Origin of the sequence: Halomonas nitroreducens, from assembly GCF_003966155.1 — a bacterium.
Classification (GTDB): Bacteria; Pseudomonadota; Gammaproteobacteria; order Pseudomonadales; family Halomonadaceae; genus Halomonas; species Halomonas nitroreducens.
Map to the genome: position 1 here is coordinate 178992 of NZ_RXNS01000004.1, position 20860 is coordinate 199851.

Sequence of the window (20860 nt, forward strand, 5' to 3'; positions counted from 1 at the left end):
GCTACCGGGGAGGCTAGGCGGCGGGCTCGCCGGCGTATTCCCCCACCAGCGCACGGACATGCCTCTCGAGGGTGAAGGCCTCGAGCACCCGCGCCCGGCCGGCCTGACCCAGCCGATACTGCAGCGCGGGATCGGCGACGAGCTCGCCCAGGGCCTCGGCCCACGCCTCGGGGTCCTCGGGGGCGGCCAGGCGTCCGGTGCTGGCGTCCACCAGTTCGGGAATCGCCCCGCTGTCGGCGCCCACGACCGGCCGAGCGGCGGCCATGGCCTCGATCACGGTGAGGCCGAAGGCCTCGTTGCGCGACGGCACGCAGACGATGTCCAGGGCCTGGAGGCAGCGTGGCAGGTCGCCACGAAAGCCGGCAAAGTGGACCCGCTCGCTGAGCCCCAGGGCCGCCACCCGGTCGCGCAGTTCCGCCACGAAGGCCGCGTTGCTGCCCTCGTCGGCGGCGAGCCCGCCGATCAGCACGCCGTGCCAGGCCAGCTCGGGCCGCGCATCGACCAGCCGAGCCAGTCCCTCGACCCAGACCCGCTGGCCCTTGCCCGGGGTGATCCGTCCCGGCAAGCCGATGGCCACCGCGTCCTCCGGCACGCCCAGGTCGGCGCGCAGCGCCAGGCGCTCGTCCGCGGGAAGCCCGGCAACATACGGTGCCGGGTCGATGCCCAGGTAGAGCCGGCGGATGCGCTCGGGGGGTAGCGGGAAGGCCCGGAGGTTGCGGGCCCGCGTGGTCTCGCTGATCGAGAACAGCCGGGTCAGCCGTCCATAGGCCCAGCGGTGGTAGGGGTCCCGCTTGGGCCGGGTGACGCCCATGTGGTCGGTGAAGAACAGCCGCAACCCCGGGCGCAGGGACGCCAGCAGCGCCCCCAGACGCAGGTCGCTGGACTTGTGGCAGTGCACCACTTCGATCTCCCGGGCCTTCAAGTAGGCCAGGATACGGCGGACCCGCCACAGCGCCTGCCCCCGGGATGCCATGGTCAGCGGGGTGACGCCGGCCGCGACGAGGCTCTCGGCAACCCGCGAGCCGTCCAGGGCCAGGCCGTGGGCCTCCCACCCCTGGCGGGCCAGCTCGGGTATAATCCGCGCAGGATACATTTCCAGTCCGCCCCAGCCGTCCGAGAGGCAGAGATGCATGACCTTGCGTGCCAAGGCGTCCTCCTTAGCGGTGTCGGGGCCCGGGAGCCCAGATGACGAGTTTCTCCGCCCAACGGCCGCCGCGCATCCTGGTAGTGCGCAACGACAAGCTCGGCGACTTCATGCTGGCCTGGCCGGCCCTGGCCGCTCTCAAGGCCGCGACCCCGGCCCCCCACGTCAGCGTGCTGGTGCCCGACTATACCGCACCCCTGGCGCGCTGCTGCCCATGGGTCGACGAGGTGATCCTCGACCCGGGTGACAGCGGCGATCGCGGCCACCAGCAGGAGCTGCTCGTGCAGTTGAAGAGCGCAGGCTTCGATGCCCTGCTCACGCTGTTCTCCACGCCGCGGGTCGGCTGGCTCGGCTGGCGCGCCGGCATCCCGCTGCGCCTGGCCCCGGCCACCAAGTGGGCCCAGCTATTCTACAATCGTCGGGTGCCTCAGCGCAGGTCACGCTCGGCGAAACCCGAATACGTCTACAATCTGGAGCTGGCCGAGGCGCTGTTGGCCTCCCTGGACCTGGAGCGTCCGCCCCGGCCGGCGCCGCCCTACTGGCCACTGTCCGGGGCGGAGCGGACGGCGCAGCGGGCTGCCATCGCCGCGACCCTGGGTCTCGAGGCCGAACGGCCCTGGCTGTTCCTGCATGCCGGCAGTGGCGGTTCGGCGGTCAACCTGACGTCCGCGGCCTATGCACGGCTGGCCTGCGACGTGGATGCCCGCCTGCGCGCCAGGGGCAAGGCCCCGGCCTGGGTGCTGACCGCCGGTCCCGGCGAGGAGAGCCACGCCGAGGCCCTCGCCGCCACCCTGCGCAAGGCCGGCCTGGCCGCCCACCGTCTGCCGCCGAGCCCGGGGCTCGAGGCCTTCGCCCACTCTCTCGCGGCGGCGGACCTGTTCATTGCGGGCTCCACCGGTCCGCTGCACATCGCTGCCTGCCTGAACCGCCCCACCGCCGGCTTCTACCCCTCGCGGCGCTCGGCGACCCCACTGCGCTGGCAGACCTGCAACAGCGAGGACCGGCGCCTGGCCTTCTGCCCCCCCGGCGACGCCCACGAGGCGGACATGACGGCCATCGACCTGAACGACGCCGCGGCGCGCATTGCCCGACAGCTGCAACCCTCCCCGACCAGCGAGCCTCACCTATGACGTCCATCACCGGCATCATCATCACCCTCAACGAGGCGTCCAATGTCAGTGACTGCATTGCCTCGCTGCGCCAGGTCTGCGACGAGGTGCTCGTCGTCGACTCCGGAAGCGAGGACGACACCGTGCGCCTCGCCGAGGCGGCGGGAGCGCGGGTCATCCACCAGCCGTACCTGGGCGACGGTCCCCAGAAGGCCGTCGCGGTACCCCAGGCGGGCCACGACTGGATCCTCGCCATGGACGCCGACGAGCGACTCGATGAGGATGCGGTGTCGGCGATCCGCGCCCTGTCCCTGGACGATCCTCGCACGGCCTATCGCTTCCGGCGGCGCAACTTCGCCGGCCACCACTGGATCCGCGCCGCGGGCTTCTATCCCGACCCGGTCACCCGGCTCTACAATCGCACCACCGCCGGCTACCTGCCGAAGAAGGCCCACTCCTCGGTGCAGGCGCCTCGCGTGGTCGACCTCACGGGGCATATCCGCCACTTCACCTACCGCGACCTCTCCCACTGGATCACCCGCATCGACCAGCTGTCGAGCCGCGATGCCTGGGCCATGAAGGAGCGTGGCAAGCCTCCCTCGCGGTATCGCCCCACCCTGCACGCGGCCAGCGCCGCCTTCCGCAAGCTGATCCTCAAGGGCGGCCTGCTCCAGGGACCGGACGGCTTCACCGTGGCCATGACCACCGCGTTCCATGCCTACATGAAATATGCCAAGCTGAACGAACTCTACGAGAACGAGCGCGCGACCCCCGACGCCGATCATGTCTGATCTCGCCCTGCCCCGCTGGCTGCGTGGACCGCGCTGGTGGGCACTGCTCACCCTGGGCCTGGCCCTGGGCTTCACCGCCGTGACCGTCACCCGCCTGCCGGGGCCGATGCTGGTGCCACTGGTCGCCGGCTGGCTGCTGCTGGCCCGACGGCTGCGCTGGGGCGCGCCGCCTCATCCCGAGCCGCCGGCCCGGGTCTGGCCCTGGTCGCTGGCGCCGCTGGCCGTCTGGGGCGTCTACGTCTACCTCGCCGACAGTTTCGGCATCGTCGACCTGGGGGCGGTATTCTTCCACCTCCAGGCGGGCATCAGCGAGCATGGCGGCGGCGAGCGCATCGTCGCCGCCGTGCTCTACACCCTGGCGATGCTGCTGGTGCTCGCGGCCTTCACCTGGCTGGTGCGGGTCGACCATCGCTGGCGGCTGCAGGAACGCCTGCTCGCCCTGGTATTGCTCGCCAGCAACCCCCTGCTGTTCGGCCTCGGCCAGCGGAGTGCGGCCATCGTCACCGAGGACGGCGCCTGGCTCGATCGCCAGTACGTGGCTCCGGTGATCCGCCAGGCGCCGCCGACGCCCCCCAACCTGCTGGTCTTCTACCTGGAGAGCCTGGAGCGGACCTATGCCGACCGTGAAGGCTTCGCCGAGGCCTATGCGCCGCTCGCGGCACTGGGCCAGCGGGGGGTGGTCTTCGAGGGGGTGCGCCAGCTCGACAACACCGGCTGGACCATGGCCGGCATGATTGCCAGCCAGTGCGGCACGCCACTGATGCCCGCCGGGCTGCTCCACGACAGCCAGTTCGAGCCCCTCGAACGGGTCGTCCCGGGGGTCGACTGCCTGGGCGACCTGCTGGCGGCCCGAGGCTATACCCTCAGCTATCTCGGCGGCGCCAGCACCCGCTTCGCCGGCAAGGGGCGCTTCTATACCGACCATGGCTTCGATCGGGTGAGGGGCCGCGAGACCCTCGCGCCGCGCCTCGACGACCCCAGCTATCTGAACAGCTGGGGCCTCTACGACGACAGCCTCTACGGCTTCGTGGAGGAGGAGGTGCGCCGTCTCGAGGCTGAAGGAGGCCCCTGGGGGCTGGTCAACCTGAGTCTCGGCACCCACCCGCCCCACGGCTTCCCGGCACGCGCCTGCCGCGAGCGTCAGGGGGAGTTCGACGGCGTGGATATCCTCTACTCGGTGGAATGCTCGGCCTGGCTGGTGAGCCGCCTGGTCCGTCGCCTGGAGGCCGAGGGCCTGCTCGAGGACACCCTGGTGGTGATCGCCAGCGACCACCTGACCATGCGCGTCTCGGCGTGGGACCGCTTGATCGCCGGCCCCCGCGCCAACACCTTCATGCTGATCGGCAACGACCTTCCGCCTCGGCGCATCCGGGTCGAGGCCTCGACCATGGACGTGCTGCCCACGGTGCTGGAAGCCATGGGCTTCACCCTCGACCGCCACCGGGCCGGCCTGGGCGTCTCGCTGTTCGCCCACGACCCGACCCTGGTGGAGGGGCACGGCCTGGAGACCCTCAACGCCCGGCTCAAGGAGGAGACGGCCCTTCAGGAACGGCTGTGGCAGGGGCTGGACATCCGGCCGCCCTTCCCGCCGTCGGAAATCCCTCCGGCTAGGTCGACTGCAGCGCCTGGAGCACCCGGGACGGCGTCAGCAGATTGAGGCAGTTGGTATGCCCCAGCGGACAGGTCCGCTGGAAGCAGGGGGAGCAGTCCAGCGCCAGGTAGTGGATCGCGGCATCCGCCGTGAGCGGGGGCGTATAGGCCGGGGAGGAGGACCCATAGAGGGCCTGGACCCGGGTGCCCGCCGCCGCGGCCACATGCATCAGGCCGGAGTCGTTGGTCACCGCCTGACGGCAGTCGGCGAGCAGGTCCACGGCATCCGCCAGGCGGGTACGGCCGCAGAGGTTGTGGACGTGGGCGAGGCCGGTGGCAATGGTCTCCCCGGCCTCCGCGTCCTTGGGCCCGCCCAGCACGCGCACCTCATGTCCCTCGGCCACCAGCGCCTCGGCCAGCTCACGGAAGTACGCCAGCGGCCACTGCTTGGCCGGGCCATACTCGGCACCGGGCATCATGGCGATGGCCGGCCGCGCCCCCAGCTCATGCTCGGCCCGCAGGGACGCCAGGTTGGCGTCGTCACGACGCAGCGCCGGCCGCGGCACGGCGAAGTCGCCCCGCGCGGCCTCGTCCGCCGGCAGCCCCAGGGCCACGAAGCGCTTGACGGTCTGGTCGAGGACCGTCTTGTCGAGCGCGCGACGATCGTTGAGCAGGCCATAGCGCTGCTCACCGAGGAAGCCGGTCCGCCGGGGAATGCGCGCCAGGAAGGGCACCAGCGCCGACTTCCAGGAACGCGGCAGGACAATGGCGCGGTCGAAGCGACCACGCAGCGAGCTCGCCAGCCGGCGCCGCCCCGACCAACCGAGCTCGCCGTGGCCCACCTCCAGGGCGGCCACCTCGTCGACCTCCGCCATCCGCTCGAGGATCGGCCGCGACCAGGCCGGCGCCACCACGCCGATCCGCGCCCCGGGGCTCCGTGCGCGAAGGGTCTTGAACAGGCTTTGCGCCATGACCATGTCGCCGACCCAGGAGGGACCGACGACCAGGATGCGCTCGCCCGCCTCAGGCATTCAGCCACTCCAGGTAGGCCCGCACCCCTTCGGCCACGGTACGGAACTCCCGGTCATAGCCCGCCTCGCGTAGCCGGGCGATATCCGCCCGGGTGTAGCTCTGGTAGCGGCCCTTGAGTTCCTCGGGGAAGTCGATGTAGTCGATCCGGCCCTTGCCGTAGAAGTCGATCACCGCCTCGCCGATAGCCTTGAAGGGCTCGGCGCGACCGGTGCCCAGGTTGAAGATGCCGGAGGCCTCGGGGTGATCGAGGAACCACAGGTTGACATCTACCACATCGCCCACATAGACGAAGTCACGGCTCTGCATGCCCGCCTCGTAGCCGTCCCAGGCACCGAACAGCCGCAGGTTCTCGCCGGCACTGACCTGGGTGTGGTGGTGGTAGGCCACGCTGGCCATCTTGCCCTTGTGCTGCTCGCGGGGCCCATAGACGTTGAAGTAGCGAAAGCCCACCACCTGGCTCTCGAACTCGTCGTGGCGGGCGCGGACGTACTGGTCGAACAGCAGCTTGGAATAGCCATAGACGTTGAGCGGCTTCTCGTGCTCGGGCTCCTCGCGGAACACCTCGCTGCCGCCGTAGGTGGCGGCGGAGGAGGCATAGAGGAAGGGGATACCCTTGAGCTGGCAGAAGTGCAGCAGCTCCTTGGAGTACTCGAAGTTGTTTTCGAGCATGAAGCGGCCGTCCCACTCGGTGGTGTCGGAGCAGGCCCCCTCGTGGAAGATCGCCTCGATGGGCGGCAGGTGGGCGTTCTCGCCATTGAGGGCGGCGCGCACCCGGGCCAGGAAGTCGTCCTTGTCCAGGTAGTCGCCGAGGGTGCAATCGGCGAGGTTGACGAACTTGGTGCCGTCACGGAGATCATCGACCACCAGTATGTCGTCGCGGCCGCGGGCATTGAGTGCCTTGACCAGATTCGAGCCGATGAAGCCGGCTCCGCCTGTCACTACGATCATGGGGATTCCTCTGTCTCCGTGGGCGTGTGCCTATAACCGATCTGCCTGTGATTGTATACTTGACGGCTCGTGAATTCATGGCCAACGGTGCTTCCGCAATGACACAGTCGACGCCAGACGTGACAACCTTCCAGGGGCTGATCCTGGCCCTGCAGCAGTACTGGGCCGAACAGGGCTGCGTGGTCCTCCAGCCCCTGGACATGGAGGTCGGTGCCGGGACCTTCCACCCGGCCACCTTCCTGCGCTCCATCGGCCCCGAGAGCTGGAATGCCGCCTACGTGCAGCCTTCCCGCCGCCCCACCGACGGCCGCTACGGGGAGAACCCCAACCGCCTGCAGCACTACTACCAGTTCCAGGTGGTGATGAAGCCCTCCCCCGCCGACCTCCAGGAGCTCTACCTGGGCTCGCTCAAGCGTCTCGGCCTCGACCCGCTGGTCCATGACATCCGCTTCGTCGAGGACAACTGGGAGTCCCCGACCCTCGGCGCCTGGGGGCTCGGCTGGGAGGTCTGGCTCAACGGCATGGAGGTGACCCAGTTCACCTACTTCCAGCAGGCCGGCGGCCTGGAGTGCTACCCGGTCACCGGCGAGCTGACCTACGGCATCGAGCGCATCGCCATGTACGTCCAGGACGTCGACAGCGTCTATGACCTGGTCTGGACCATCGCTCCGGACGGCACCAAGGTCACCTACGGCGACGTCTTCCTGCAGAATGAGCGCGAGCAGTCGACCTACAACTTCGAGCACGCTGACGTGCCGGCGCTGTTCGGCGCCTTCGACCACCAGGAGCGTGAGTGCACCAAGCTGCTCGCGGCCAGTCTGCCGCTGCCCGCCTACGAGCAGGTACTCAAAGCCTCGCACACCTTCAACCTGCTCGACGCCCGACACGCCATCTCGGTCACCGAGCGTCAGCGTTACATCCTGCGCGTACGCACCATGGCCCGGGACGTGGCCCACGCCTACTACGAATCTCGCAAGGCCGCCGGCTTCCCGCTGGCTCCCGAGGCCCTGCGCCACGAACTGCTAGCCGAACAGGGAGACGATTGAGATGGCTGCCGATACCTTTCTGGTCGAACTGGGCGTCGAGGAGCTGCCCCCGGGCGCCATCGATGACCTCTCCGATGCCTTTGCCGAAGGCATCCGCCGAGGCCTGGCCGAGGCCGATATCGTCCATGGCGAGGTGGGCGCCTACGCCTCCCCGCGCCGCCTGGCGGTCCAGGTCAAGGCGCTGGCCGACAAGCAGCCGGACCGCGAGGTCGAACGTCGCGGCCCGGCGCTGGCCGCCGCCTTCAAGGATGGCCAGCCGACCAAGGCCGCCGAGGGCTTCGCCCGCTCCTGCGGTGTCGACGTCGACCAGCTGATTCACCTGGAGACCGACAAGGGCACCTGGCTAGGTTATCGCGAACAGCAGCAGGGCGAGGCCACCACCGCCCTGTTGCCCGGCATCGTCGAAAAGGCGATCGCCGCCCTGCCGGTGCCCAAGAACATGCGCTGGGGCGCCTCCCGGGTCGAGTTCTCCCGTCCCGCCCACTGGCTGGTGATGCTCTACGGCGATCGCGTCGTCGAGGCCAGCGCCCTGGGTCTCGACGCCGGTCGCACCACCCGCGGACATCGCTTCCATGCCCCGGCGCCCATCGAACTGGCCCATGCCGACGACTACTTGGCCACGCTCGAGCAGGCCTGGGTCATGGCCGACCGCGAGGCACGCCGCGAGCGCATCCGCGAGCAGGTGCTGGCCGAGGCCGAGGTCCAGGAGGCCCACGCGGTGATCGACGAGGACCTGCTGGTCGAGGTCAGCGGCCTGGTCGAGTGGCCGGTGGCGCTGACAGGCGGCTTCGACGAGCGCTTCCTCGAGGTGCCGGCCGAGTGCCTGATCTCCTCGATGAAGGCCAACCAGAAGTACTTTCACCTGCTGGATGAAGAGGGCCGCCTCAAGCCGCGCTTCATCACCGTCGCCAATATCGACAGTCCCTCGCCTGAGCTGGTGATTCAGGGCAACGAGAAGGTGATTCGCCCCCGCCTGGCCGATGCCGCCTTCTTCTACGAGACCGACCGCCAGCGTCCGCTGGCCGAGCGCATCAAGGACCTCTCCAGCGTGGTCTTCCAGCAGAAGCTCGGCACCCTGGCCGACAAGGCCCATCGCAACGCCGCGGTGGCCGCCTTCATCGCCGGCCGGATCGACGGCGACGTGACGCATGCCCGGCGTGCCGCCGAACTGGCCAAGTGCGACCTGGTCACCGAGATGGTCCTGGAGTTCCCCGAACTGCAGGGCATCATGGGGCGCTACTACGCCACCCATGACGGCGAGCATGCCGAGATCGCCCAGGCCCTGGAGGAACAGTACCTGCCGCGCTTCGCCAGCGATGCCATCCCGCAGACCCGTACCGGCCAGGCCCTGGCACTGGCCGACCGCCTCGACACCCTGACCGGGATCTTCGGCATCGGCCAGCGCCCCACCGGTACCAAGGACCCCTTCGCCCTGCGCCGCGCGGCGATCGGCGTGCTCAATATCCTGATCCAGGGCGAGCTCGACCTGGACCTGCGCGAGCTACTCGAGCTCGCCGCCGCCCAGCACCAAGAGCTTCCCTACGCCGAGGGCCTGGTCGACGAGGTACTGTCCTACATGCTCGACCGCTTCCGCGCCTGGGGACAGGACGAGGGCATCGGCGCCGAGGTCTACCTGGCGGTCCGCGCCCGACCGGTCTCCAGGCCACTGGACTTCGCCCGCCGCCTGCTGGCGGTGAATGCCTTCGCCCGTCGCGAGGAGGCCGCCGCCCTGGCCGCTGCCAACAAGCGGGTTTCCAACATCCTGGCCAAGCAAGGCGATGGCGTCTTGGCCGAGGTCGACGCCGGACTGCTCCAAGAGGATGCCGAGCAGGCGCTGGCCGAGGCCCTGGCGAGCTGCCAGAGCAAGGTCACGCCGCTGTTCGCCGATGCGCGCTACAGCGATGCCCTGGACGTCCTGGCCGGCCTGCGCGCCCCCGTGGACCGCTTCTTCGACGAGGTGATGGTCATGGCCGAGGATGCGGCGGTGAAGCGCAACCGTCTGGCGTTGCTGGCCAGTCTGCAGGCACTGTTCCTGGAAGTCGCGGATATCGCCGAGCTCCAACACTGATCCGTTACCGCCCCAGGTAACAGCGATCGCTCAGAGGGCCTGTTTCACGTGAAACAGGCCCTCTTTCGATTGCAGGCATCCCATCCCGTTCTGAAGTCACGCCCTCTCCTGTTTCACGTGAAACACGGACTGTGCCCGGCCGGCCTCGCGACGACCGCTTCGACCGGACACGCGGTGGGCGATCTCAATCACGCACCATCGGGACCAGCGGCCGGTAGCCGCAGGCACGCCAAGTGGCAGTTCGGTCCGCAACCCACGATAACTGGCCACCACGGCCCTCCTATTCCGAGGCACTCGCCGCAGCCCGCAGGCTGACCGACTCACTGGCGTTCCCGCATGACGCTGCTCGACGTCGGGCATCGCGAGCCGGTGGTAACCGTCGTGAGATCGAGCGATCACAGTGTCCGCACGACGGCGACGTCCATCTGCATGACGTCCAGCGACCGCGGCGACCCGCAGGTCCAGCACGCCAAAGACAGCGGGAATTGGGCCTCGATCAAGCACCGTTCCCCCCTCGCCACCTGAAGCGCCACGCCAGCCCGTCTTACGCCAGGATGAGTGGCCCGCCAGCCGATACCCAGCCCTTCCCCCGCTGGCCTTTCGTCAACCGGGGCTTGAACAACAGGGCGTAGAGGCCCTGCGACGTCACGTGAGCCTCGGCCTCTTGCCCCCACACACGCGGGCCCCAGCGCAGGCCATGGTCGACGGCATATGAACGTCATCGTGCGCTTCGCCTGAGTGTTCTCCGCGGCCGACGATACACAGGCACGCCGTCCCTCAAGGCGTGGCCGTGGGCCGCGGCCCGCCCTCCCCTCTGGCGCGGAAACCATCTTTCGAGGCGTCACGTTTCACGCCAGCCCTTCGAGGCCGCTTGACCAGCGTGTCCGCGCCACCTGTCGACGAACCACTACCCTCCCAGTCCCAGGAGGCGATACTGAGTGCCCCTCGATGATCGCAGGCAAACGACATGGCCCCACACATCGCCAAGATGTTCGCGGCTCTCCCCTTGCCGGATAGCGACCGCCTTGAGACGCCTCTCCGGCGAGGTAGCGCACCATGGCCTATCGGCTTCTCACCGAAGCCGGCCCACCCGGCATGGGGGAGGCCGGCCGTTTCGCCGAGGCGGTCTTCACAATCACCCATGGCAAGCCCTGCCTCGGGAAGCAGCAGCGCTGAGCCGCCTGCAGTTGTTTCACGTGGAACACGTGCCCTACACTGGCGACTCCTTCTCACGAGGCACGTCATGTCCCCCAAGCTCGTCATCCTGGATCGCGACGGCGTCATCAACCGGGATTCCGATGACTACGTCAAATCGCTCGACGAATTCCTGCCCTACCCACAGGCCATCGACGCCATTGCCCGCCTTTCCCGGGCCGGCTGGACGGTGGCCGTTGCCACCAATCAGTCGGGTATCGCTCGCGGCTACTACGACGAAGCCACACTGGCGGCGATGCATGGGCGGCTGGAGACCCTGGTTCGGGCACGGGGAGGCGAGATCCGGCGTATCGTCCACTGCCCGCATGGGCCCGACGATGACTGCGATTGCCGCAAGCCCCTGCCGGGCCTGCTCGAACGGCTCCGTCAGGAGCTGGGGATGGCCTCCCTTCAAGGGGCCTGGATGGTTGGGGACAGCCTGCGCGACCTCCAGGCGGGGGAAGCCGCGGGCTGCCATTCGGCACTGGTGCGCACCGGCAAGGGGGAACGGACCCTGGCCAAGGGGAAGGGGCTGGAGCAGGCTCGGGTCTTCACGAACCTCGCCGCCTTTGCCGACTGGCTGCTGGCCCAGCCCGAAAAATGAGTGATACCGGAATGGCCCCAGGGGCCATTACATGCAACAGGCCGGCTCTTGAGCCGGCCTGTTGCATGGGGGGACGCGCTGGATGTTCCACGTGAAACAACCAGCGTCAGGCGTCACACGTCCAGGTTGGCCACCAGGGCGTTGCGCTCGATGAAGTCCCGGCGCGGCTCGACCTCGTCCCCCATCAGGGTATTGAACATCATGTCGGCGGCCACGGCATCCTCGATGGAAACCCGCAGCATGCGGCGGGTGCTGGGATCCATGGTGGTCTCCCACAGCTGATCGGGATTCATCTCCCCGAGGCCCTTGTAGCGCTGGATGGACAGGCCGCGCTGGGCCTCGTTCATCAGCCATTCCAGGGCATCATAGAAGCTGCCGATCGGCTTATGGCGATCGCCGCGAGCCACGAAGGCGCCCTCCTCGACCAGGCCATCCAGGGTCTCGCCGAGCCCGGCGATGGCACGGTAGTCGGCGCTGGTGATGAAGTCGACGCCCCAGACGTAGTCGGTGGTGACGCCATGGGCGGTCAGGCTCACCGCCGGCAGGTAGAAGCCGCGCTCGGCATCCTCTTCCAGGCGGAAGGTATAGCGAGGCCCGCCCTCGTAAGCAACGATGGCGTCCATCTCGGCCTGCAGGTACTCGATCCAGTTTTGCATGGTCACCCGATCCCGCAGGCTGGTCTCACCCTCGAGCCGGGCGGCATGCACGATCTTGCGCAGCACCACGTCCGGATAGACCCGCGACAGGCGGTCGATGCGACGCATGACGTCACGATACTGGTCAACCAACGACTGCAGCTGCTCGCCGGCGATTCCCGGGGCGTCCGCATTGACATGCAGACGCGCTCCGTCAAGCGCCGTCGTGGTCAGGTAGTCGGTCAGCGCCTGTTCGTCCTTGAGGTAGCTTTCCTGCTTGCCACGCTTGATCTTGTAGAGTGGTGGCTGGGCGATGAAGACATGGCCACGCTCGATCAGCTGCGACATCTGCCGGAAGAAGAAGGTCAGCAGCAGGGTGCGAATATGCGAGCCGTCCACATCGGCATCGGTCATGATGATGATCGAGTGATAGCGCAGCTTGTCGGGATTGAACTCCTCCCGGCCGATGCCACAACCGAGCGCCGTGATCAGGGTCCCCACCTCGGCAGAAGACAGCATCTTGTCGAACCGCGCCTTCTCCACATTGAGGATCTTGCCCTTGAGCGGCAGGATCGCCTGGGTGCGACGATCGCGGCCCTGCTTGGCACTCCCGCCTGCCGAGTCACCCTCGACCAGGAAGAGCTCGGAAAGACTGGGATCCTTTTCCTGGCAGTCGGCCAGCTTGCCGGGCAAGCCGGCGATGTCCAGGGCCCCCTTGCGCCGGGTCATGTCGCGAGCCTTGCGCGCCGCCTCGCGGGCCCGAGCCGCATCCAGCATCTTGTTCACGATGGCCTTGGCCTCATTGGGCTTTTCGACCAGATAGTCCGCGAACTGCCGGCCCATTTCCTGCTCTACCGCCGTCTTGACCTCGGACGAGACCAGCTTGTCCTTCGTCTGGGAGGAGAACTTGGGATCGGGCACCTTGACCGAGATGATGGCCGTCAGGCCCTCCCGGGCATCGTCCCCGGAAGTGTTCACCTTGGTCTTCTTCAGCAAGCCTTCGCTATCGATGTAATGATTGAGCGTGCGGGTCAGGGAGGCCCGGAAACCGGCCAGGTGGGTGCCGCCATCACTCTGGGGGATATTGTTCGTGTAGCAGAAGATGTTCTCGGCGAAGGTATCGTTCCACTGCATCGCCACCTCGACACCGACGCCATCCTCGCGCTCGACGCTGAAATGGAAGACCGGATTAAGCACCGTCTTGTTGGTGTTCAAGTGGTCGACGAAGGCCTTGAGGCCACCCTCATAGTGGAACAGCTCTTCCTTGCCGCTGCGCTCGTCCATCAGCCGGATCGCTACGCCGGAGTTCAGGAAGGACAGCTCCCGCAGCCGCTTGGCGAGCACATCATAGTGGAATTCGATGTTGTGGAAGGTCTCCGGAGACGGCTTGAAGTGCACCCGGCTGCCGGTCTGCTCCGTCTTGCCGACCACGCTGAGCGGGCTCGCCGGCACGCCATGGTGGTAGATCTGCTCATGGACCTGGCCTTGACGCCATATGGTCAGCTTGAGCTCCTCGGAGAGGGCATTGACCACCGAGACCCCCACGCCGTGCAACCCCCCGGAGACCTTGTAGGAGTTGTCGTCGAACTTGCCGCCGGCATGCAGCACGGTCATGATCACCTCGGCCGCCGACACTCCCTCGCCCTCGTGAATCTCGGTAGGAATGCCGCGTCCGTTGTCGCTCACCGTGACCGATTCGTCAGGGTGGATTACCACTCGGATCTCGCTGCAATGGCCGGCCAGGGCTTCATCGATGGAGTTGTCCACCAGCTCGAACACCATGTGGTGCAGGCCTGTCCCATCATCGGTATCGCCGATGTACATGCCGGGCCGCTTGCGTACCGCATCCAGGCCCTTGAGGACCTTGATGCTCGATGAGTCGTAAGCCTGTTCGCTCATTGACTACTCCGTCATGAAGTCTGTCTGTCCATTGGCAGCAGCTGCCCCTGCCCCGTCCCGGCATGTTTCACGTGAAACATCGCAACCGGGGTCTGTGCACTCCACAGGTCGGCCAGGGCATCCGGATCGACGCTGGTGATGAACGCCTGGCAGCGCATGCGCTCCAGCCATTCGCAGAAGATGCGGCGATGCTCGCTGTCCAGCTCGGCGGGGAGATCATCGATCAGATAGACACAGGAAAGGCCCGTGGCCTGCTCCAGCAGGCGGCCCTGAGCCAGCTTGAGGGCACTAACCACCAGCTTCTGCTGGCCACGAGAGAGCACTTCCGCCGCCGGCCGCTTACCCAGGCGAATCCCGAGATCGGCCCGTTGCGGTCCCTGCTGGGTGAATCCCATCTGGCGATCGGTGTCTCGGCCGTGGCGAAGGACCTCGGCCAGGGGACGCTTGCGATCCCAACCTTGCGAGTAGCGCAACTCCAGCCCCGGCAGGCTGATCAACCCCTCCAGCGTCTCTGCAAACACCGGCTGGAAGGCAGCCATCCAGTCGCGGCGCAATGCATCCAATCGCTCGCCCCAAAGCACCAGTTCCTGTTCCCAGGCGTTCAGTGAAGCATTATTCATTCTACCATGCCTGAGGAGGGCATTCCGATGTTTCAGCGCGCGCCGGAAGCGCCTCCAGGCATCCAGGAAGCCCTGTTTCACGTGAAACACCCCCCAGTCGAGGAACTCCCGCCGCCCGGCCGGCGGGCCCTCAAGCAGCCGAAAGGCATCCGGATTGATCAGCTGCAGCGGCAGCACCTCCACCAGCCGGGAGACACGTTCCAATCGCTCTCCACCCAGGCGCATCTCCAGCTCGGCGCTTTCGCGACGGCGGCGCACGCCGATGCCCAGTGGCGGATCGCCGGCCAGGCGCCCATACAGGGCCATGCTCTCGCCCTCATGGGCAATGGCATGGCGCAATTGGCGCGTGCGGAAGGATCGCCCCATGCCGAGCACATGGATACCCTCCAGCAGGCTGGTCTTGCCACTGCCGTTGTCACCGACGAAGAGGTTGATCCGGGGGGAAGGATGCAGATCCAGGGCCTGCAGGTTGCGCAGGCCCTGGAAGGCGAGACGATCGAGGGGCATGGCCGGAAGGCTACTCGCCGAGGGCGTCAGCGACGCGCTCAGAGGCGCATCGGCATGACGACATAGAGGGCGTCACCGCCACCGGGCTCTTCCATCAGGGCGCTGCTGTTGGGGTCGGCGAGAGTCATCTGCACGCGATCCTCACCCAGCACATTGAGCACATCGACCAAGTAGCCGACGTTGAAACCGATCTCCATGGCCGGGCCGCTGTATTCGATGGCCACGTTTTCCTCGGCCTCCTCCTGTTCGGGGTTATTGGCCATCACGCGCAGGTTGCCTTCCTCGAGATTCAGGCGCACGCCGCGGTATTTCTCGTTGGATAGGATGGCCGTGCGCGACAGCACCTGGCGCAACTCGGCACGCTCGGCGATGAACACCTTGTCACCGCCGCGCGGCACCACCCGCTCGTAGTCGGGAAACTTGCCATCCACCAGCTTGGACGTGAAGGTGAAATCACCCGTATGGGCGCGTACATGGGTAGCCCCCAGGGTCAGACTGACCGGTTCGTCACCGTCGTCGAGCAGCCGCACCAGCTCCAGCACGCCCTTGCGCGGCACGATCAGCTTCTGGGCAGGGTCGACCTGGACATCCACCGGCCGGGAACAGACCGCCAGGCGGTGGCCATCGGTAGCCACCGTGCGCACCAGATTGGAACCGAACTCCAGCAGCATGCCGTTCAGGTAGTAGCGCACGTCCTGCTGCGCCATGGCGAACGAGGTGGCATCGATGAGGTGCTTGAGAGTGCCCCGGGGCAGACTCAGCTCGACGCTGCTCTGGCCATCCTCGATGTTAGGGAACTCGGCCACCGGCAGGGTCGACAGGGTGAAGCGCGACCGGCCACTGCGCAGCACGGCACGGCCCTCCTCCAGGGACAGCTGGATCTCCGCCTGGTCGGGCAGCGACTTGCAGATATCCATGAGCTTGCGAGCCGGCACGGTGGCGGAGCCCGTCTCCTCGACGAGACTCGCCGCGGTGCGCCCGATCAGCTCGACTTCGAGGTCGGTACCGGTCAGCGAGACCTGATCCTGATCGACCTGGATCAGCACGTTCGACAACACCGGCAGGGTCTGGCGGCGCTCGACGACGCCGGCCACCAGCGTCAACGGGCGCAGCAGCGCTTCTCGGGAGATGGAAAATTTCATGTCGGCTCCACTTCTGGTCCTGGAGAGATTGAGGCCGGCGACCCGACCGGTCGATCAAATATTCGTAAAATCAGCTGGTTAGAAGACGCAGCAGATTCTTGTAGTCCTCGCGAATGTCCGCGCTCTCTTCCTGAAGCGCCTGCACCTTGCGGCAGGCATGCAGCACCGTGGTGTGATCGCGCCCACCGAAGGCATCGCCGATCTCGGGCAGACTGTGGTTGGTCAGCTCCTTGGCGAGCGCCATGGCAACCTGCCTCGGGCGGGCCACCGAACGCGAGCGGCGCTTCGAGAGCAGATCGGCCAGCTTGATCTTGTAGTACTCGGCCACGGTGCGCTGGATGTTGTCCACCCCCACCTGCTTGTCCTGCAGGGCCAGCAGATCCTTCAGGGACTCACGGATGAAGTCCTGTGTGATCGGCTTGCCCATGAAGTGGGAGTCGGCGATGACCTTCTTGAGCGCGCCCTCCAGCTCGCGGACGTTGGAGCGGATCTTCTGGGCGATGAAGAAGGCCGCGTCATGCGGCAGATCGACCTTGGCCTGATCGGCCTTCTTCATCAGGATCGCCACCCGGGTCTCGAGCTCCGGCGGCTCGATCGCCACCGTCAGCCCCCAGCCGAAGCGGGACTTGAGCCGCTCCTCCACGCCACTGATTTCCTTGGGATAACGGTCCGAGGTCAGGATCATTTGCTGACCGCCCTCGAGCAGGGCATTGAAAGTATGGAAGAACTCCTCCTGAGAGCGTTCCTTGCCGGCGAAGAACTGGATGTCGTCGATCAGCAGGGCATCGACGCTGCGGTAGAAGCGTTTGAAATCATTGATGGCATTGAGCTGGAGCGCCTTGACCATGTCGGCGACGAAGCGCTCGGAGTGCAGGTAGACCACCCGGGCGTTCTCGCGCCGGCCGGCCAGCGCATTGCCGACGGCATGCATCAGGTGGGTCTTGCCCAGGCCGACCCCGCCATACAGAAACAGGGGATTGTAGGCGCCACCCGGGTTCTCCGATACCTGGCGGGAAGCGGCGCGCGCCAGTTGGTTGGACTTGCCCTCGACGAAGGTCTCGAAGGTGAAGTTGGGGTTCAGGCCACTGTTGTGCTTGAGGCTGCCCTCGACCTGGACCTGCCGCTCTCCGCCGGGACGGCGGGCGCCCTCCCCTTCCTCGCGGAGCTGATCGATCTCGCGCTCATCGGCCACGTCCCCCCGGGGAGGCGTCTGCACGCTCGGCGCCCGGGGCGCTGCAGAAACCGGATCGCCCAGCTCGCGGGGCTGGGGTGCCGGGGCAGCCGCCCGGCGACTGCCCACGGTCAGCACCACCTTGGGCGGCTTGGCCGGCGACAGCTCCCGCATCAACTCACTGATGCGCTTGGCATACTTGTCGCTGACCCAGTCGCGTACAAAGCGATTGGGCGCCAGCAGGCGCAGCTGATTGGATTCCCCTTCCTCCGCCTGCAGCGGACGAATCCAGGTATTGAACTGCTGGGAGTTCAGTTCGTCCTGCAGGGTATCCAGACATTGTTGCCAGAGAGCGAGCGACACGCGACCTCACCATTCGGTTGAAGAACGACCGCACATTGTATCGTCCTGCCGCCGGGTTATCCACATGACAGCCGGCTTCCGCCGCCGCTGTGGAAAACCTGCTGTCGAGTCAGGGACTCCCTGGGCGTCGAACGCGAGCAACCTTGGGGGTGTGGACAGCTCGAGCATTCACCCACTGGCCTTCCACAGCTTATAGGCCGGCCATTCGCCGCTTGCCCACAGCCCTATGGCGTTCATAAGCGGATGTCTCAAAAAGGGGAAATCGACTTATCCACAACAAACGTCCCCATCAATAGTAACAAGGTTCAATAGAACTTCCTGAATAGTAATAGAAGAGCCGGCAACGGGGACATGCCGTCGCGGCACCTCTCCCGGAGGGCACGGAAAAATTGCGTTGGGGCCGCGAAATCACTACAATTTCCGGTCTTGAGCCGAATCTACCCGGATTCCCCACCGGAACCCGGGCGCCTCTGAATCGCCGATTTGTTCCAAAAACCACGTGGGAATAACGAGTTATGAAACGCACCTTTCAACCCAGCGTTCTCAAGCGCAAGCGCGCGCATGGCTTCCGTGCTCGCATGGCCACCAAGAATGGTCGTGCCGTCCTGGCGCGTCGTCGCGCCAAGGGTCGCAAGCGCCTGAGCGCCTGACCGCGGACCTCGCGTGTCCTGTCAGGGCTTTCCCCGGCGACTGAGACTACTCAACGCCGGGGACTATCGACGTGTCTTCGATACGGCTGCCTTCAAGGTCCACGGCAAGGGCTTGATGGTCCTGGCCACCCCCAATTCTCTGGGGCATCCCCGCCTCGGGCTCATCTTCAGCAAGAAGAACGTCCGGCGTGCCGTCGACCGCAACCGCCTCAAACGCCTCGCGCGCGAATCCATTCGCCTCCGCCAGCATCGCCTGCCCGCCGTGGATATCGTGCTGCTCGCCAGACGCGGCGTTCAGGAACTGGACAATGCGACCGTACATCGCCAGTTGCACGGCATGTGGCGACGACTGGAGCGGGAAGCGAGGAAGGTGGAAGAGAGACAATCGGCCGGTGACCTCATGACCGAGCGTCGATGACACGCCCAGCCAACCGCTGTCGGCACCGTTGCGGAGCCAGCATGCGCATGACCACGCTACTCGCCGCCATCCTTGACGCCGTCACGCCGAAAGCAGACGCTCTGCTGACGAACGCTAGCCTGCCCTCGGCAGGCTTTCGTGTATGTCGGGTGTGCGACCTGCGCTGCGCCATCGGAATGTTCACCACCCATCGGGCAGAACCCTCATGGACGTAAAACGACTCTTATTGCTGATTCCCCTGGCGGTCCTCGCCTACCTGATCGTCGTGCAGTGGAATCAGGATTACGGCCAGGTGGCCACGGCACCGCAGGCCCCGGCCATCTCCAGTGACGCCGGCGACGCCCCGTCTCCGACGGCCTCCGGCAGCGATGATCTCGCTGTGCCCAGCGACGCCGCCGCGTCGGACATGGCCGGCAGCATGCCGGGCGATGCCAGCGCCGGCAACAGCCGCGACCTCGTGGCCGTCACCACCGACGTGCTCGATGTGCGCATCGATCCCGAGGGTGGTGACATCGTCTACGCAGCCCTGCCCCAGCACAAGTTCGCCCAGGAATCCGACCAGCCCTTCGTGCTGCTGGCAGACAACGCCTCGATGAGTTACGTGGCACGCTCGGGGCTGCAGCTGGAAGGCCACCAGGGACGCATCACCTACAATCCCGAGAAGACCGAGTATCGTCTCGACGAGGACGAGGGACAGCTGGAAGTCGACTTGAGCGCCACCCTCAACGGTGTCGACGTGCTCAAGCGCTTTACCTTCGCGCGGGACAGCTATGCCGTCGACGTCGACTACTTCGTGGCCAACAATGGCGAGACGCCGGTTACCGCCCGCTTCATCGGCCAGCTGGCCCGCGACAACAGCAGCGACCCCTCCAGCGGCCCCAAGATGGGCATGCGCTCCTTCCTCGGCGCCGCCTACTCCTCTCCGGAAACCCGCTACGAGAAGATCGACTTCGAGGATATCCAGGAGGGCAACTTCGCCAACAAGGATGTCGAGGGCGGCTGGGTCGCCATGATTCAGCACTACTTCACCTCGGCCTGGGCGCCGCCCCAGGACCAGCAGAACCTCTACTACGCCACCACCGACTCCCAGGATCGCAACGTGGCCGCCTTCGCCGGTCCCACCCGTACCGTGGCCGCCGCCGGCGAGGCCGCCCTGGGCGCGACCCTGTACATGGGCCCCAAGGTGCAGGACCGTCTGGAAGAGATCGCCCCCCACCTGGAGCTGACCGTGGACTTCGGCTGGCTGTGGTTCATCGCCAATCCGCTGTTCTGGCTGCTCGATCACATCCATGACCTGATCGGCAACTGGGGCTGGTCCATCGTCATCTTGACCCTGCTGGTGAAGGCCGCCCTGTGGCCGCTCTCCGCCAAGGCCTACAAGTCCATGGCCCGCATGCGCAAGCTGGGCCCGGAGATGCAGCGCCTCAAGGAACAGTACGGCGATGATCGCCAGAAGATGTCCCAGGAGATGATGAAGTTCTACCAGAAGGAGAAGATCAACCCGCTGGGGGGCTGTCTGCCGATCCTGGTGCAGATGCCGGTGTTCATCGCCTTGTACTGGATGCTGCTCGAGTCCGTGGAGCTGCGCCATGCGCCCTTCATGTTCTGGATCCAGGACCTCTCGGTGAAGGACCCCTACTTCATCCTGCCGATCCTGATGGGCGCCTCGATGTTCGTGCAGCAGCTGCTGAACCCGACGCCGCCTGACCCGACCCAGGCCAAGATCATGAAGATGCTGCCGATCGTCTTCACCTTCTTCTTCCTGTGGTTCCCGGCCGGCCTGGTGATCTACTGGGTGGTGAACAACATCACCTCCATCGCCCAGCAGTACGTGATCACCCGCAAGATCGAGGCCGATCCCAGTATCGGCAAGGGCATGAAAACCAAATAGCGCGCCCTCGCTATCCCGCCAGACCCCCGCCCCGGCGG

General features: G+C 66.6%; 17 protein-coding genes. 10 read left to right on the top strand and 7 right to left on the bottom strand.

The window, feature by feature from the left end:
• Positions 1-13: 13 nt before the first annotated feature.
• Positions 14-1147 (bottom strand): glycosyltransferase family 4 protein, encoded by a 1134-nt coding sequence (locus EKG36_RS05920; RefSeq protein ID WP_246007444.1) that lies wholly within the window; start codon positions 1145-1147, stop codon positions 14-16.
• A 38-nt stretch (positions 1148-1185) separates the two neighbouring features.
• Between EKG36_RS05920 and EKG36_RS05925 the strand changes: the two genes are divergently transcribed.
• The 3 genes from EKG36_RS05925 to EKG36_RS05935 are packed head-to-tail and all read left to right on the top strand — an operon-like array spanning position 1186 to position 4701.
• On the top strand, positions 1186-2274 hold the full coding sequence (locus tag EKG36_RS05925; protein ID WP_126482004.1) for a glycosyltransferase family 9 protein: 1089 nt from the start codon (positions 1186-1188) through the stop codon (positions 2272-2274).
• The gene (locus EKG36_RS05930; protein ID WP_126482006.1) at positions 2271-3044 is read left to right on the top strand and encodes a glycosyltransferase family 2 protein; all 774 of its coding nucleotides are present in this window, start codon (positions 2271-2273) and stop codon (positions 3042-3044) included. The genes EKG36_RS05925 and EKG36_RS05930 overlap by 4 nt, the downstream gene beginning before the upstream one ends.
• The gene (locus EKG36_RS05935; RefSeq protein ID WP_126482008.1) at positions 3037-4701 is read left to right on the top strand and encodes a sulfatase-like hydrolase/transferase; all 1665 of its coding nucleotides are present in this window, start codon (positions 3037-3039) and stop codon (positions 4699-4701) included. The genes EKG36_RS05930 and EKG36_RS05935 overlap by 8 nt, the downstream gene beginning before the upstream one ends.
• Here the strand turns inward: EKG36_RS05935 and waaF are convergent.
• Together waaF and rfaD are read right to left on the bottom strand one after the other, a co-directional pair.
• Positions 4652-5665: a lipopolysaccharide heptosyltransferase II gene (waaF, locus tag EKG36_RS05940; protein WP_126482010.1), complete on the bottom strand. Its 1014-nt coding sequence runs from the start codon at positions 5663-5665 to the stop codon at positions 4652-4654. The two genes, EKG36_RS05935 and waaF, sit on opposite strands and share 50 nt — an antisense overlap.
• On the bottom strand, positions 5658-6614 hold the full coding sequence (gene rfaD / locus EKG36_RS05945) for an ADP-glyceromanno-heptose 6-epimerase (protein ID WP_126482012.1): 957 nt from the start codon (positions 6612-6614) through the stop codon (positions 5658-5660). The genes waaF and rfaD overlap by 8 nt, the downstream gene beginning before the upstream one ends.
• Before the next feature lie 98 nt (positions 6615-6712).
• Here rfaD and glyQ point away from each other — a divergent pair, with 98 nt between their 5' ends.
• The 4 genes from glyQ to gmhB all read left to right on the top strand — a co-directional run bounded on the left by glyQ (position 6713) and on the right by gmhB (position 11526).
• Positions 6713-7660 carry a glycine--tRNA ligase subunit alpha gene (glyQ, locus tag EKG36_RS05950; protein ID WP_126482014.1) on the top strand — a complete coding sequence of 316 codons (948 nt, stop codon included), beginning with the start codon at positions 6713-6715 and terminating at the stop codon, positions 7658-7660.
• A gap of 1 nt (position 7661) precedes the next feature.
• Positions 7662-9728, top strand: coding sequence for a glycine--tRNA ligase subunit beta (gene glyS / locus EKG36_RS05955; protein WP_126482016.1), 2067 nt, complete (start codon positions 7662-7664; stop codon positions 9726-9728).
• Between the two features lie 336 nt (positions 9729-10064).
• A complete protein-coding gene (locus EKG36_RS05960) occupies positions 10065-10253 on the top strand; it encodes a hypothetical protein (RefSeq protein WP_126482018.1) in 189 nt (62 codons plus the stop codon).
• A 616-nt stretch (positions 10254-10869) separates the two neighbouring features.
• The gene (gmhB, locus tag EKG36_RS05965) at positions 10870-11526 is read left to right on the top strand and encodes a D-glycero-beta-D-manno-heptose 1,7-bisphosphate 7-phosphatase (RefSeq protein WP_342774435.1); all 657 of its coding nucleotides are present in this window, start codon (positions 10870-10872) and stop codon (positions 11524-11526) included.
• A gap of 113 nt (positions 11527-11639) precedes the next feature.
• Here the strand turns inward: gmhB and gyrB are convergent, their stop codons facing one another.
• The 4 genes from gyrB to dnaA form a co-directional block, all read right to left on the bottom strand.
• Complete coding sequence (gene gyrB / locus EKG36_RS05970) at positions 11640-14060, bottom strand: DNA topoisomerase (ATP-hydrolyzing) subunit B (RefSeq protein ID WP_126482022.1); 2421 nt, start codon at positions 14058-14060, stop codon at positions 11640-11642.
• A gap of 11 nt (positions 14061-14071) precedes the next feature.
• Positions 14072-15187 (bottom strand): DNA replication/repair protein RecF, encoded by a 1116-nt coding sequence (gene recF, locus EKG36_RS05975; protein ID WP_126482024.1) that lies wholly within the window; start codon positions 15185-15187, stop codon positions 14072-14074.
• 38 nt (positions 15188-15225) lie between these two features.
• Complete coding sequence (dnaN, locus tag EKG36_RS05980; protein WP_126482026.1) at positions 15226-16329, bottom strand: DNA polymerase III subunit beta; 1104 nt, start codon at positions 16327-16329, stop codon at positions 15226-15228.
• Positions 16330-16399: 70 nt separating this feature from the next.
• Positions 16400-17863, bottom strand: a complete 1464-nt coding sequence (gene dnaA / locus EKG36_RS05985) for a chromosomal replication initiator protein DnaA (protein WP_126482028.1) — start codon at positions 17861-17863, stop codon at positions 16400-16402.
• A 515-nt stretch (positions 17864-18378) separates the two neighbouring features.
• Between dnaA and rpmH the strand changes: the two genes are divergently transcribed.
• The 3 genes from rpmH to yidC all read left to right on the top strand — a co-directional run bounded on the left by rpmH (position 18379) and on the right by yidC (position 20822).
• Complete coding sequence (rpmH, locus tag EKG36_RS05990) at positions 18379-18513, top strand: 50S ribosomal protein L34 (protein WP_008959105.1); 135 nt, start codon at positions 18379-18381, stop codon at positions 18511-18513.
• A gap of 13 nt (positions 18514-18526) precedes the next feature.
• The gene (gene rnpA / locus EKG36_RS05995) at positions 18527-18931 is read left to right on the top strand and encodes a ribonuclease P protein component (RefSeq protein ID WP_126482030.1); all 405 of its coding nucleotides are present in this window, start codon (positions 18527-18529) and stop codon (positions 18929-18931) included.
• Positions 18932-19136: 205 nt separating this feature from the next.
• Complete coding sequence (yidC, locus tag EKG36_RS06000) at positions 19137-20822, top strand: membrane protein insertase YidC (protein ID WP_126482032.1); 1686 nt, start codon at positions 19137-19139, stop codon at positions 20820-20822.
• Positions 20823-20860: the final 38 nt, after the last annotated feature.

What these genes read in the sequence shown, in the direction of transcription:
- gmhB (WP_342774435.1), top strand. Translation starts at nt 10,870, where the DNA reads ATGGCAAGCCCTGCCTCGGGAAGCAGCAGCGCTGAGCCGCCTGCAGTT.
- EKG36_RS05960 (WP_126482018.1), top strand. Translation starts at nt 10,065, where the DNA reads ATGACGCTGCTCGACGTCGGGCATCGCGAGCCGGTGGTAACCGTCGTG.
- dnaN (WP_126482026.1), bottom strand. Translation starts at nt 16,329, where the DNA reads ATGAAATTTTCCATCTCCCGAGAAGCGCTGCTGCGCCCGTTGACGCTG.
- EKG36_RS05930 (WP_126482006.1), top strand. Translation starts at nt 2,271, where the DNA reads ATGACGTCCATCACCGGCATCATCATCACCCTCAACGAGGCGTCCAAT.
- rpmH (WP_008959105.1), top strand. Translation starts at nt 18,379, where the DNA reads ATGAAACGCACCTTTCAACCCAGCGTTCTCAAGCGCAAGCGCGCGCAT.
- glyS (WP_126482016.1), top strand. Translation starts at nt 7,662, where the DNA reads ATGGCTGCCGATACCTTTCTGGTCGAACTGGGCGTCGAGGAGCTGCCC.
- yidC (WP_126482032.1), top strand. Translation starts at nt 19,137, where the DNA reads ATGGACGTAAAACGACTCTTATTGCTGATTCCCCTGGCGGTCCTCGCC.
- rfaD (WP_126482012.1), bottom strand. Translation starts at nt 6,614, where the DNA reads ATGATCGTAGTGACAGGCGGAGCCGGCTTCATCGGCTCGAATCTGGTC.
- glyQ (WP_126482014.1), top strand. Translation starts at nt 6,713, where the DNA reads ATGACACAGTCGACGCCAGACGTGACAACCTTCCAGGGGCTGATCCTG.
- EKG36_RS05925 (WP_126482004.1), top strand. Translation starts at nt 1,186, where the DNA reads ATGACGAGTTTCTCCGCCCAACGGCCGCCGCGCATCCTGGTAGTGCGC.
- gyrB (WP_126482022.1), bottom strand. Translation starts at nt 14,060, where the DNA reads ATGAGCGAACAGGCTTACGACTCATCGAGCATCAAGGTCCTCAAGGGC.
- recF (WP_126482024.1), bottom strand. Translation starts at nt 15,187, where the DNA reads ATGCCCCTCGATCGTCTCGCCTTCCAGGGCCTGCGCAACCTGCAGGCC.
- EKG36_RS05935 (WP_126482008.1), top strand. Translation starts at nt 3,037, where the DNA reads ATGTCTGATCTCGCCCTGCCCCGCTGGCTGCGTGGACCGCGCTGGTGG.
- waaF (WP_126482010.1), bottom strand. Translation starts at nt 5,665, where the DNA reads ATGCCTGAGGCGGGCGAGCGCATCCTGGTCGTCGGTCCCTCCTGGGTC.